The following is a 12,396-nucleotide window of genomic DNA, read 5'->3' as shown; positions in this document are numbered from 1 at the left end:
AGGAGCGGGCATGAGGCAGACAGAGAAGATTCCAGCGATCCATCCCGGGGAGGTCCTGATGGAGGACTTTATCCAGGGATTTGGCATTACCCAGAACCGGCTTGCGGTGGCAATCGGGGTTCCGCCTCGGCGGATCAACGAGATCGTCCATGGCAAGCGCGCCATCACGGCTGACACTGCGCTGAGGCTTGGCAAGTACTTCGGCACGTCTGCTGAGTACTGGGCCAACCTGCAGTCGCACTATGAGTTGCGCGTCCAGCATGATCTTCTGGAGGAGCAGCTGAGGGAGATCAAGACGCTGACTCCAGCGTGACCGGCGGACCCGCCCGAGGGCTCTGACTCGCTTCAGTGCCGGATGGTACGCATCTGCCAGGGAATTCCAAATATACTAGGCACCCCCGGCGCACCCGCCTCCGGCGCCCGAAAACCAGAACCCCTCAGCACCCATCCGATCCCGGCACCGGTAGTACATCCGCCGCCGCGTGGGACTGCGCCCGCGCCAGGAGATTCTGCTGCGCCGTCACGAACGGCGAGCTGTAGGACGTCTGCGGGTAGCACCCGCCCTGGTGCAGACCGCCGATCACACCCGCCACATAGTTCACGCCGCCCTGCATGAGAATGAACGGGGCTCCGCTCACGCCGTCGTAGTAGCCGTTGCAGTTGAAGCCCGGGAACCCGGACGTGTAGTAGTTCGGTGCGGTGCAGCGAATCGGCATATCGCCGGAGCCGCCGTTGTACGCCGGGACATATAGGGAATTGCCCGTGTACGGCGCCCAGTGCATCCGGTACCCGCCCGTGAACCACTGGATGTTCCGAGAAACGCCGTTCACGGTGTGCGGGGCCACGGTGAGAATGGCGACGTCGTACTTCGGGTCCTGGGTCGCCACCCACCGCGGGTCCACGTACGCCCGCGTCACGCTCCACAGGCCGAACGGCTTGGCCCCGGCCCGGTACTGCGGCACAAACGAGTAGCCCGTTCCGTTCCCACGCAGGCAGTGCGCCGCCGTGAGGACGGTGTCCCCGGACGTGCTCGCCACCACGGAGGCTGTGCAGCCGTGCGATCCCGTCGCCGTCGGGTTGGAGAACAGCGCGCCCACCGCAGGATGCCCGCCGAACGAGGTCGCGGAGGGAACAGCGGCCCCCGCGCCGGAGCCAGCAGCCGCGAGTCCGGCGGAGGCGGCGAGGGCGGTCAGGGCTGAGAGGAGCGAACGGCGACGGCGGAACAGCATCAGTTCTCCCGGGGGAAGAGAGCAAGAACGCCCCTGAGACTATCCAGCCATCCTGTGAGACGGGCCCGCGGCGCTGTGAACCCCGCTTGGGGAGCGCGACCCGCTCAAGGACCGGATGGTACGCATTCGCCAGAGACTTCAAAAGAAACTATGTGTCCCGGCTCCCGGCTCCCGGCTCCCCGCGCTCGGCCCCGCTTTCCGCGCTCGGCCCCGCTTTCCGCGCCCGGCCCCGCTCGTCGCGCCCTGCCCCGCCCCGCGCCCGCCCGGGCCTCAACGGGGGAGGAGCGGCTACCTGCGCAGCCCCGCGTCCTCCACGATCCCGGACAGCACCTCGGCCGAGTGCTTCAGGGCCTCCGACTCGTCCGCAGACAGCGACAGCTCCACCACGCTCTTCACCCCGGACCGCCCCAGCACCGCCGGAACGCCGATGTAGAGGTCATCGATCCCGTACTGCCCCGAGAGCAGCGTGGACACGGGCAGCGCCGCGTCCTCGTCCCTCAGCAGCGCCCGCGTGATCCTCGCCAGGGCCATGCCGATCCCGTAGGACGTGGAGCCCTTCGCGTCGATGATCTGGTAGGCGGCGGTCCGCGTCTCGTCGAAGATCCGCTCGATCTCCTCGCGCCGCCCCGGCACCGCGTCCAGGTCCCGGGAGAGGGGAGCGCCCGCGATGTTCGCCGAGGAGAGCGCGGGCACCTCCGTGTCCCCGTGCTCGCCGATGATGGCCGCGTGTACCGACCCCGGCGCCACCCCGTAGAGCTGTCCCAGCATGAACCTCAGCCGCGCCGAGTCCAGCGCGGTCCCGGACCCGATGACCCGCTCCGCCGGCAGCCCGCTGAACCGCCACGCCGCGTACGCCATGACGTCCACGGGGTTTGTGGCCACGAGCAGGATCCCAGAGAACCCCGCCTCCATGACGGACCCCACGATCCCGCGGAAGATCTGCACGTTGCGGCCCACCAGGTCCAGCCGCGTCTCGCCGGGCCTCTGCGCGGCGCCGGCCGTGATGACGACGACGTCCGCGTCCGCACAGTCCGCATACGTGCCCGCCTTGACCCGCGTGGGGCTCGGCGCCCAGACCACGCCGTGGTTGAGGTCCATGACCTCGCCCCGGACCTTCTGCTCGTTGATGTCGATGACGGACAGCTCATGGACCAGCCCCTGGTTGACGAGGGCGTACGCATAGGCCACGCCCACATCTCCCGCGCCGATCAGGACAACGCGATCGCTCATGTCCTCAACTCTAGTGAGAACGGCCCCGCCCTGAGAGACGGTGAGGGTGCCTCAGCAGCCGTTGCCCTCGGGCTCGGGCACCGCCGTCGTCGGCTTGTGGCCGGCCGCCCGCGCAAGAAGCGCCTTGACCTGCTGGCCGAAGGGGGTCCCGTAGGAGGTGGAGGAGGAGCAGCCGCCCTGGTAGAGGCCCCCGATGACGCCTGAGACGTACCGGACGCCGTCCACGGTGGTGAGCAGGGGAGCGCCGCTCACGCCGGTGTCGTAGCCGCTGCAGTCGAAGCCGGGGTAGCCCGCCGTGTAGTAGATCTTGGTGGTGCAGCGGATCGGCCTGTCGCCGGAGCCGGCGTTGTACGCGGGGATGAAGACCCGCTCGTCGTTGCGCGGAAGCTGGCCGAGCGCATAGCCGCCCGTCATGTCCTGGATGTCCACGGAGCGGCCCTTGACGGTGTGGGGCGCGACGGTCAGGATCGCGACGTCATAGTGCGGATCCTGGGAGCTGCTCCAGTGGGGATCCACGTACGCCTTGGCCACCTTCCAGACGCCGTACGGGGCCTTCCCCTGATCGTAGTCCGGGACGAAGGACATCGAGGTGCCGTCGCCGGTCACGCAGTGGGCCGCGGTGATGATCGTGTCCCGGGACTCGCTCTTGATGACGGAGGCCGTGCAGCTGTGGTCGCCGGTCCCGTCCGGGTTGTCGAAGAGGGCGCCCGTGGGGAGCGTGCCCTGGAACTCCGTGGCCTGCGTGGAGCCCACGGACGCAGGGGAGAAGCCGAGCAGCGCCAGGCAGCCCGCGAGGACCGCGATGGCCAGAGCCCTCCGGAACCGGCGTCCCGCTGACAGCCCCGAGGCGCGACGCGAACGGCGCTGCGAGGCGCGCTGGGGCGTCGCGGCGCGGAGGCGGGCGTTGCTGGGGGACGGGGAGGGGAGGCGGCGAGCGGGCACGGGAGGGCGGTGTCTCTTCTGCGCTGGGCGGGGAAACCGGGAGGGGCCCGGCCTTCCCAGGGTACCGGGGCTGCCTGAGACAGAGCCATGAGACGCGCTCTGGCAGGGCCGCCGGGCTCGGGTCTAGCCTGGCCGCATGGCTGATCTCGCGCAGGGAATCCCGTCCGCGCTCACCGAGGGCCTCGGCGTCCGCAGCGCCCGGCCCGTGGCGGGCGGGGACATCGCCCGGTCCTTCCGCCTTGAGACGGACTCCGGACCGCTCTTCCTCAAGACCGGCGACCACCCGCCGGAGCTCTTCCTCAGCGAGGCCCGCGGGCTCGAGGCCCTCCGCGAGCACGCTCCCGCCGAGCTCCGCGTTCCCGAGGTGGTCCGCGGCACGGGCGAGGGGATCGTCCTCGAATGGATCCCCGAGGGCTCCCACCCCTCAGAGGAGCCTCGCCTCAGCGCCCGGGAGACGGAGGAGGAGCTCGGACGCGGCCTCGCGAAGCTCCACCGCGCCTCGAACTCCCAGTTCGGAGGGATCGACGGCGCGCGCACCGGCTACCTCGGCGCCGTGGAGACGGACCTGACCCCGGCCCGGACGTGGCCCGAGTTCCTGTTCGAGCGCCGCCTGCGCCCGCTGACCCGGCAGGCGGTGGACTCCGGGGCCATGCCGAGTGAGGCGCTGGGCCTCCTGGACGCCGTCGAGCGCCGGGCGGAGGAGATCTGCGGGCCGGAGGAGAAGCCGGCGCTGGTCCATGGTGACCTCTGGGTGGGGAACCGCATGGTGGACGGCTCGGGGCGCTCCTGGCTCATCGACCCGGCCGCGTTCTGGGGCCACCGGGAGGCGGACCTCGCGATGATGCAGCTGTTCGGCGGCTTCGGGGACGCGGCGTTCGAGGCGTATGAGGCCGAGAACCCGCCCGCGGACGGCTGGCGCGAGCGCATCCGCTGGAACCAGCTCACCCCGCTGCTGGTGCACGCGATCCTCTTCGGCGGAGGATATGGGAACCAGGCGCTCGCGGTGCTCCGCGAATACGCCTGAGGAATTCCCGGATCCCGGCAGGAAACCGGAATTCCTCTGCGTGCGAAACGGGCCGTATGGGAGGCCCCGCCCCTTGACCTGCCGAGTGAGCAGGGGCAACGTGGACCGTACAAAATGATTTCATCGCCCCGGGCGGAATAGTCCGCTCGAGTGAAAAAGAAACGCTCCGGTTGCGCGTTAGAAAATATGTTCAGAAGGAAAACCGCGCTTCCGGTTCCACCCAAGGAGGAAGCATGGCTCAGTACCGCACCGAGAACCCCGCCACCGGAGAGGTCGAGAAGGAGTTCGAGTCCCTCTCGAACCAGGACGCAGGCAAGGCCGTGGACCGCTCGCAGGCTGCGTTCGAGCGCTGGAGGAGCTCGTCCGTCCAGGAGCGCGCGGACGTCCTGCGCAAGACCGCGGACCAGTTCGAGCGCCGAACCGAGTCCATGGCCCAGCTCATCGCCCGCGAGATGGGCAAGCCGCTCGAGCAGGGCCGCGCCGAGATCGGCATCTGCGTGGGCATCTTCCGCTACTACGCGGACAACGCAGAGGGTCTCCTCGCCCCGCAGGAGCTGGACCCGCAGGGCGCGCGCAGCTCCGTCGTCGAGAAGATGCCGCTCGGCGTCCTCGTGGGCGTCATGCCGTGGAACTTCCCGTACTACCAGGTGGCCCGGTTCGCGGCGCCGAACATCCTGCTCGGCAACACGATGCTCCTCAAGCCGGCGGGCATCTGCGCGGCGTCCTGCCTGGTCATCGACGAGATCCTCACGGCCGCGGGCCTGCCCGAGGACGTGTTCCAGCCGTTCTTCGCCGATCCCGACCAGATCCAGACCGCCCTCGAGGACCCGGGAGTGCGCGGCGTGTCCCTCACGGGCAGCGAGGCGGCCGGCGCCAAGGTCGCGGAAGGCGCGGGGCGGAACCTCAAGAAGTCCCTCCTCGAGCTCGGCGGCTCGGACCCCATGATCGTGCTCGACGGCGACATCGAGGCCATCGCCAACACGGCCGCCACGGCCCGCCTCAGCAACGCGGGGCAGGCCTGCAACTCGCCCAAGCGCATGATCGTGCTCGAGGAGCACTACGAGCGGTTCCTCGACGTCCTCGTGGACGCGGTCAAGGCGACCAAGGTGGGGAACCCGCTGGACGAGGAGACGGACATGGGCCCGCTCTCCTCCACCGGCGCGCGAGACACGCTCGTGGAGCTGCTCGACGACGCGACGTCCAAGGGCGTCACCGTCCACACCGGCGGCTCCGCGCAGGACGGCCCGGGCGCCTTCATGCAGCCCACCGTCCTCACGGGCGTCACCCGCGAGATGCGGGCCTTCGAGGAGGAGCTCTTCGGCCCCGTGGCCGTGGTCTACGCGGTCAAGGACGTGGAGGAGGCCATCGAGCTCGCCAACGACACCCCGTTCGGCCTGAGCGGCTCCGTGTGGAGCGCCGACCCGGAGAAGGCCGCCGAGGTGGCCCGCCGGATCGACGCCGGCATGGTCTACGTCAACGAGCACGGCACCACGAAGGCCGGCCTGCCCTTCGGCGGCGTCAAGCGCTCCGGCTACGGCCGGGAGCTCGCGGAGCAGGGCGTCCGCGAGTTCGTCAACGAGCGTCTGGTCCGGGTGGCGGACGCGCTCTGATTCCGCCCCCCTGCGAGCGCGCCCCGGCCTGAGGCCGCGGGCGCGCTCGTGCGTCTGGTCCGGGTTGCGTGGGCGGGCCCGGGCGTGAGGGCGCTCGTGCGTCCGGCGCTGTCGTCTGCCCCTGGCTACAATGAGGGCACCTCACCAAGAAGGTGCCGGACGTCACACGGGGGTTGACATGAACACGAAGGCGAACGCGCTCGCGGCAGGCACTGCCTCTCTGGCGCTCATTCTGGCCGGATGCGGACTCGGCGGCGGACAGGAGTCCAAGGGCGGCGGATCGGGCAGCTCCTCGCCCTCGTCCAGCTCGTCTGCGTCTGAATCCTCCTCAGGCACTCCCAGCGCCTCGGAGAGTCCTTCTGAGAGCCCCTCCGAGAGCCCGTCTGAGAACCCATCGTCCGGCGGCTCCTCCTCCGGCTCGGCGAGCGAGACGCCCTCGGACGCCCGCCCCGCCGGACCGCACGGGGAGCGCTTCTCCGCCTCGGCCTCGCAGGACCTCGCCGAGCGCGCCGGTGGCGCCTACTCGCCGCTCGGAGCGGAGCAGTTCAAGAAGAGCCTCACCCAGAAGGTCTCGGCCTGGAGCAAGGCCGGCTTCGAGGTCTCGCCCAAGGAGTGCGCGAAGTTCTCCGATCCCGAGTCCGTCTCGCCGGCGAGCGAGGGCTACTACGAGGCGGCGGTGAACGTGAAGGGCCGGCTCGTCGTGACGGGCAAGGAGGGGATCGACGGCAAGGCGGCCCAGAAGGCCATGGAAGGCCTGCTGGCGAAGTGCAAGACCTTCACGGTCTCCGCGGACGGCGGCTCGGCCACCGTGGAGAACGATGTGACCAAGACCGAGGCGGACGGCGGCACGAACTACACCGTCCAGACCACGATGACCGCGAACGGCGCCGGCGGCCGCGGCACGCAGAACCAGTCCCAGTACATCCGCTTCACGGACACGGGGTACTACACGGTCGTCTCGGAGAGCGCTCAGGTCTCCTCGGACGCCGAGGCCCTGCTCAAGGCCGTCTCCGCCAAGGGCCGCTCCGTCTGACCCGGTTCGTATGATGAGAGGGCCCGGCGCGAACAGCGGCGGGCCCTCTCGCCGTCGTCCCCCCCCCGGAGCCCCATGCATCCCGCTGACAGCACTGTCACTGACCCTCTCGCCGCCGATCCGGCGGCCGCCGGCCCCTCGCGCGTCCATGCGGCCGACCGGCACGAGTTCATCCGCGTCTCCGGCGCCCGGGAGAACAACCTCAAGGACGTGAGCCTCGAGATCCCGAAGCGGCGGCTGACGGTCTTCACGGGCGTCTCGGGCTCGGGCAAGAGCTCCCTCGTCTTCGGCACGGTGGCGGCGGAGTCCCAGCGCATGATCAACGAGACGTACTCGACGTTCGTCCAGGGGTTCATGCCCACGATGGCGCGGCCCGACGTGGACCGCCTCGAGGGGCTGACGACGGCGATCATCGTGGACCAGGAGCGACTCGGCGCCAACTCCCGCTCCACCGTGGGCACGGTGACGGACGCGAACGCCATGCTGCGGCTGCTCTTCAGCCGCCTGGCCGAGCCGCGGATCGGCGGGCCCAACGCCTACTCCTTCAACGTCCCGTCCGTCTCCGCCTCCGGCGCCGTCACCGTCCAGCGCGGGGACAAGACCATCGCGGAGAAGACCACGTGGTCCCGCGTGGGCGGCATGTGCCCGCGCTGCGAGGGCATGGGGTCCGTGACGGACCTGGACCTCGCGCAGCTCTTCGACGAGTCCAAGTCCCTCAGCGAGGACCCCTTCACGATCCCCGGCTACACGGGGGACGGCTGGAACGTGCGCATCATGGCGAACTCCGGCTTCTTCCCGGCTGACAAGCCGATCAAGGACTTCACCAAGCGCCAGCGCCACGACTTCCTCTACAAGGAGCCCACGAAGGTCAAGATCGACAAGATCAACATGACCTACGAGGGTCTCATCCCCAAGCTCCAGAAGTCCATGCTCAACAAGGACCGCGAGTCCATGCAGCCGCACATCCGCGCGTTCGTGGACCGAGCGGTCACATTCATCGTCTGCCCGGACTGCGAGGGGACGCGGCTCGCAGAGCCCGCCCGCACCTCGAGGATCGCCGGCAAGTCCATCGCGGACGTCTGCGCCATGCAGCTGACGGACCTGACGGAGTGGGTGGCGGGCCTGGACCTGCCCCAGGCCGGGCCGCTCCTCGGCTCGCTCGCGGACCTCCTGGACTCCTTCGTGTCCATCGGCCTCGGGTACCTCTCGCTGGACCGCTCGAGCGGCACGCTCTCCGGCGGCGAGGCGCAGAGGACCAAGATGATCCGCCACCTCGGCTCTTCCCTCACGGACGTCACCTACGTCTTCGACGAGCCGACCACGGGCCTGCACCCCCATGACATCGAGCGCATGAACCGCCTCCTGACGCAGCTGCGGGACAAGGGGAACACGGTCCTCGTCGTCGAGCACAAGCCGGAGACCATCGCCGTCGCGGACCACGTGGTGGACCTCGGGCCGGGCGCCGGCAGCGAGGGAGGCGAGATCTGCTTCGAGGGCACCGTGGAGGGCCTGCGGGAGAGCGGGACCCTGACCGGCCGGCACCTCGCGTACCGCGCCCGCCTCAAGGAGAGCGTCCGCGAGCCGAAGGGCGCTCTTCAGATCCGCGGCGCCTCGGCGAACAACCTCCGGGACGTCGACGTCGACCTCCCGCTCGGCGTCCTCGTGGCCGTGACCGGCGTGGCGGGCTCGGGCAAGAGCTCGCTCGTCCAGGGGTCCATTTCGGCGGAGGAGGGCGTGGTGTTCGTGGACCAGGGCGCTATCAAGGGCTCCCGGCGCTCGAACCCGGCCACCTACACGGGCCTGCTCGAGCCGATCCGCAAGGCCTTCGCCAAGGCCAACGGCGTCAAGCCGGCGCTCTTCAGCAACAACTCCGAGGGTGCGTGCCCCACCTGCAAGGGCGCGGGCGTGGTCTACACGGAGCTGGGGTTCATGGACACCGTCTCCACGCCCTGCGATGACTGCGAGGGCCAGCGCTTCATGGCCTCGGTGCTCGAATACCGCCTCGGCGGCCGGACCATCGCCGAGGTCCTCGGGATGTCCGTGGCCGAGGCCAAGGCGTTCTTCTCCGAGGGGGAGACCCGCATACCGGCCGCCCTCAGGATCCTCGAGAGGCTCGACGACGTGGGGCTCGGCTACCTCAAGATCGGCCAGCCGCTCACGACCCTCTCCGGCGGCGAGCGCCAGCGCCTCAAGCTCGCCACGCACATGGCGGACAAGGGCGGCGTGTACGTCCTCGACGAGCCGACCACGGGACTGCACCTCGCGGACGTCCAGAACCTGCTCGAGCTCCTCGACCGGCTCGTGGACGCGGGCAAGTCCGTCATCGTCATCGAGCACCACCAAGCCGTCATGGCCCATGCGGACTGGATCGTGGACATCGGGCCGGGTGCTGGGCACGACGGCGGCCGGGTGGTCTTCGAGGGAACGCCCGCGGAGCTCGTGGCCGAGGACTCGACGCTGACCGGGCGGCACCTCGCTGAGTACACCGCGGCCACCCGTTGACAGACGGTGAACAATAGATGAGACAGAGCTCGACACCGATTCGACGCGAGGAGGCTCGGCATGGCTGAGCAGAAGAACGGAACCGGAAATCAGGGCGGGAATCCCAGCATCAAGGACCCAGAGATGTACGAGGAGCTCGTCAAGCAGGGCGAGTCCGAGGAGAAGGCGGCGCGCATCTCCAACGCCGCCGCGAAAGAGGGCCGCTCCTCCGTGGGCCGCAAGGGCGGCGAGTCCGGATCCTACGAGGACTGGACGGTGGACGAGCTGAGAGACCGGGCCAAGGAGATCGGCGTGGAGGGATACTCCGACCTGCGCAAGGAGGAGCTCATCTCGGCCCTCCGGAACTCCTAGGGGGACTCGGTGCCGGGAACGCACCTCCCGCACGAGCAGGAGCACGAGCAGGAGCAGGCGCGGCAGGGCCGTCACGAGACGCCGGACGAGCAGCGGGACCGCCAGTGGACCGACCTCCTCCAGGAGCTGCGCGTCATGCAGACGGGGACGCAGATCCTGGCGGGGTTCCTCCTTACGCTGCCGTTTCAGCAGCGGTTCGGGGAGCTGGACGCGACGGCGCGGGCGATCTACCTCGCCACGCTGCTCGTGACCGTCTCGACGGCGATCCTCATGCTCGTCCCCGTGGCGATGCACCGCCGTCTCTTCGGCCGCCACGTCAAGGACCGGCTCGTCGCCTCGGGCCACCTCGTCTTGAGGGCGGTCCTCGTGCTCGTCGGCCTGCTGCTGCTCGGCGTGGCCTCCCTTGTGGCGTACGTCGTGGTGGGCCCCGCGGCCGCCGTCGTCGTCGCGCTGCTCTTCGGCGCGAGTCTCGTCGGGGCGCTCGTCGTCTATCCCTCGCGGGTGCTGCGCCGCGGCGGAGGCGGCCGGGGCTGATTCACGCCGCCCGGCGGATGTCCTAGGCTGTGAAGGGACAAAGGGGTGTGGCTTCGAACACACCCACGCGAGCAGAGGGGGAACGATCATGGAAGAACTGTCAGGCGAGCCCGTCCAGGTGTCCACGCACCTCAGCGAGGGCGAGTGGACCCCTGAGACGGTCGAAGCGCTCATCGCCTCCTACAAGGAGCAGCTCATCAGCATGGGCGCCACCGTGCCCGAGCTCCGGACGGACGTGGACGAGCTCGACGACGGCTCCGTGGACGTCCGCGTCTCGTGGCACCACCACGGCGTGCGGAGCTTCGACGACTTCAGCGGTCCCGTGGCCCCGGTTCCCGTGGGCAGCGGCGCGGACGGCGTCACCGGCCCCGTCGACGAGCACCAGCGCCTCGACGGCCGCACCACGGAGGGCTCCAGCGGACTGGGCTCCGTGTACGGGGAGGCGGACCGCTCCGCGCACGAGTCGGCGCCCGGTGACCGCCGGGCCGCCCTCGACGACCCGACGGTGACCCCGCAGGTGCGCAACGCCGCCGTCGTCACCGATGCCGAGGGCAACACGCACCTCGAATCGCGCTGACGCGCTCTGCACGCCCTGAGACGGCAGAAGGCCCCGCCCCGGTCAGAACGGGGGCGGGGCCTTCCCCTTGTCTCGCGGTGCTGTGTTTCCCTTGACCGGCGCCGTGCTTCCTTCTGGCGGCGCTGTACGTGGGTCAGCCCTACGGGATGGCGTTCATCTCGCGGGCGATCTCCGCCGTGAGCTCGTTCGGCTCCTCCTCGAGGTGCTCCTCGTGCGAGTCCCGGGAGGAGCGGTCCAGGCCTCGGGCGCCGGCGGTCGCCTGGAAGCGGAGCAGGGCCATGTCGTTCGGGCCCGTGAGGACGCTGAGCTTGCCGTCCCCGTTGAGGTCGACGGAGACGGGCGACTCGCTGATCACTCCGTCCCCGTCGAAGTCCAGGGGGAGGTCGGCCCGCCCCTTGCGCAGCTTCCCGCCCGTCTTGAAGACGGCCTCATAGCCCTTGGCGGTGCCGCCGATGCCCTTCTGCTCGTTGAGCGCGCTCTCGTCCAGGGGGCCGAACACGCGCATCGAGTAGCCCCGGTAGCGCTTTCCGCCCGGCTTGGGGACACCGGTGAGCTGGTAGCGGTAGTTCATGACGCTGAAGTAGTTGGGCTTGTAGTTGAGAGAGTCGTCGCCGCCGTGGCCGAGGCCCAGGTTGTGGCCGAACTCGTGGATGAACGTGCCAACGCGAACGGCGGAGGAGGCCTGTCCCCAGAAGCGCGGCCCCACCGTGACGAGGAACTCCCGCCCGTTGAGCCACGCGATCCCGGAGGAGCTCCCCGTTCCGTAGCTGTCCGCCCAGACCATGTAGTGGAAGAGGCCCTTGCGGTTCGGATCCGAGTTCTCGCCGCGCAGCGTGACGACATCGCGAATGCCGCCGTCCAGGTTCCGGTGCTCGATCTGGGTTCCGCCGCCTCCGAGGTTGTACTTGGCGCTGCGGAGTGGGCCGGCGTCCAGGTGGAGGCTGATGCCGCGCGTGCCGTCCGGGTTGCGGACCGGGAGGTGGGCGAAGACCTGGACGATCTCGTCCAGCTCCGCCTCGCTGGCCATGAGGCCGGGCATCTCGTCCATCTCGACGAAGATGTCCTTGCGGTGCGGGTGCGCGCCGAGCGCGGGGAAGTCGATGTCGACGACGCCGTCTCCGTCCGCGTCATAGCCGTTCGCCTCCCAGGCGTCGGGGATGCCGTCGCCGTCGAGGTCCGCGGTGCTTGCGGCAGGTTCTGGAGCGGCGCTGACCGGCCCCGCGGGGGAGAGGAGCAGGGAGGCACAGATGACGAGGGCGAGGGCGGCGCGTCCGGCGTGCCGGATGGGGGAGTGAGCAGGCACAGGGGTCTCCTGGGGTCGTTCGAGAGTTGTCAGTACAGTGTACTGTTATTGCAACGGTTCG

12 protein-coding genes are annotated in these 12,396 nt (G+C 69.8%); 8 read left to right on the top strand and 4 right to left on the bottom strand.

Annotation, left to right across the window (positions count from 1 at the left end):
* The first annotated feature begins 10 nt into the window (after nt 1-10).
* Entirely contained in the window at nt 11-313 is a 303-nt protein-coding gene (locus tag H9I38_RS05380) for a HigA family addiction module antitoxin (protein ID WP_226337735.1), read from the top strand.
* Nucleotides 314-437: 124 nt separating this feature from the next.
* On the opposite strand, the gene H9I38_RS05375 is transcribed toward H9I38_RS05380, so the two are convergent.
* The 3 genes from H9I38_RS05375 to H9I38_RS05365 form a co-directional block, all read right to left on the bottom strand.
* On the bottom strand, nt 438-1,229 hold the full coding sequence (locus H9I38_RS05375) for a trypsin-like serine peptidase (protein WP_226337734.1): 792 nt from the start codon (nt 1,227-1,229) through the stop codon (nt 438-440).
* Between the two features lie 288 nt (nt 1,230-1,517).
* The gene (locus tag H9I38_RS05370; protein WP_226337733.1) at nt 1,518-2,459 is read right to left on the bottom strand and encodes an L-lactate dehydrogenase; all 942 of its coding nucleotides are present in this window, start codon (nt 2,457-2,459) and stop codon (nt 1,518-1,520) included.
* Between the two features lie 51 nt (nt 2,460-2,510).
* A complete protein-coding gene (locus tag H9I38_RS05365) occupies nt 2,511-3,401 on the bottom strand; it encodes a trypsin-like serine peptidase (protein WP_226337732.1) in 891 nt (296 codons plus the stop codon).
* 136 nt (nt 3,402-3,537) lie between these two features.
* Here H9I38_RS05365 and H9I38_RS05360 point away from each other — a divergent pair, with 136 nt between their 5' ends.
* From H9I38_RS05360 to H9I38_RS05330, 7 genes are all read left to right on the top strand, one after another.
* Nucleotides 3,538-4,425 carry a fructosamine kinase family protein gene (locus H9I38_RS05360; RefSeq protein WP_226337731.1) on the top strand — a complete coding sequence of 296 codons (888 nt, stop codon included), beginning with the start codon at nt 3,538-3,540 and terminating at the stop codon, nt 4,423-4,425.
* A 233-nt stretch (nt 4,426-4,658) separates the two neighbouring features.
* Nucleotides 4,659-6,035 (top strand): NAD-dependent succinate-semialdehyde dehydrogenase, encoded by a 1,377-nt coding sequence (locus H9I38_RS05355; protein ID WP_226337730.1) that lies wholly within the window; start codon nt 4,659-4,661, stop codon nt 6,033-6,035.
* A 178-nt stretch (nt 6,036-6,213) separates the two neighbouring features.
* Nucleotides 6,214-7,068 (top strand): hypothetical protein, encoded by an 855-nt coding sequence (locus H9I38_RS05350; protein WP_226337729.1) that lies wholly within the window; start codon nt 6,214-6,216, stop codon nt 7,066-7,068.
* A 75-nt stretch (nt 7,069-7,143) separates the two neighbouring features.
* Nucleotides 7,144-9,570: an ATP-binding cassette domain-containing protein gene (locus H9I38_RS05345; protein WP_226337728.1), complete on the top strand. Its 2,427-nt coding sequence runs from the start codon at nt 7,144-7,146 to the stop codon at nt 9,568-9,570.
* A gap of 60 nt (nt 9,571-9,630) precedes the next feature.
* Nucleotides 9,631-9,921, top strand: coding sequence for a Rho termination factor N-terminal domain-containing protein (locus H9I38_RS05340; RefSeq protein WP_226337727.1), 291 nt, complete (start codon nt 9,631-9,633; stop codon nt 9,919-9,921).
* A 9-nt stretch (nt 9,922-9,930) separates the two neighbouring features.
* A complete protein-coding gene (locus H9I38_RS05335; RefSeq protein ID WP_226337726.1) occupies nt 9,931-10,455 on the top strand; it encodes a DUF6328 family protein in 525 nt (174 codons plus the stop codon).
* Nucleotides 10,456-10,543: 88 nt separating this feature from the next.
* The gene (locus tag H9I38_RS05330) at nt 10,544-11,032 is read left to right on the top strand and encodes a hypothetical protein (RefSeq protein ID WP_226337725.1); all 489 of its coding nucleotides are present in this window, start codon (nt 10,544-10,546) and stop codon (nt 11,030-11,032) included.
* A 139-nt stretch (nt 11,033-11,171) separates the two neighbouring features.
* Here the strand turns inward: H9I38_RS05330 and H9I38_RS05325 are convergent, their stop codons facing one another.
* Entirely contained in the window at nt 11,172-12,335 is a 1,164-nt protein-coding gene (locus tag H9I38_RS05325) for a C4-dicarboxylate ABC transporter substrate-binding protein (protein ID WP_226337724.1), read from the bottom strand.
* Between the last annotated feature and the right edge of the window lie 61 nt (nt 12,336-12,396).

The sequence above is a fragment of the Arthrobacter sp. UM1 genome, from assembly GCF_020483305.1.
GTDB lineage: Bacteria > Actinomycetota > Actinomycetes > Actinomycetales > Micrococcaceae > Falsarthrobacter.
This window is presented reverse-complemented; position numbering and strand designations above follow the sequence as displayed.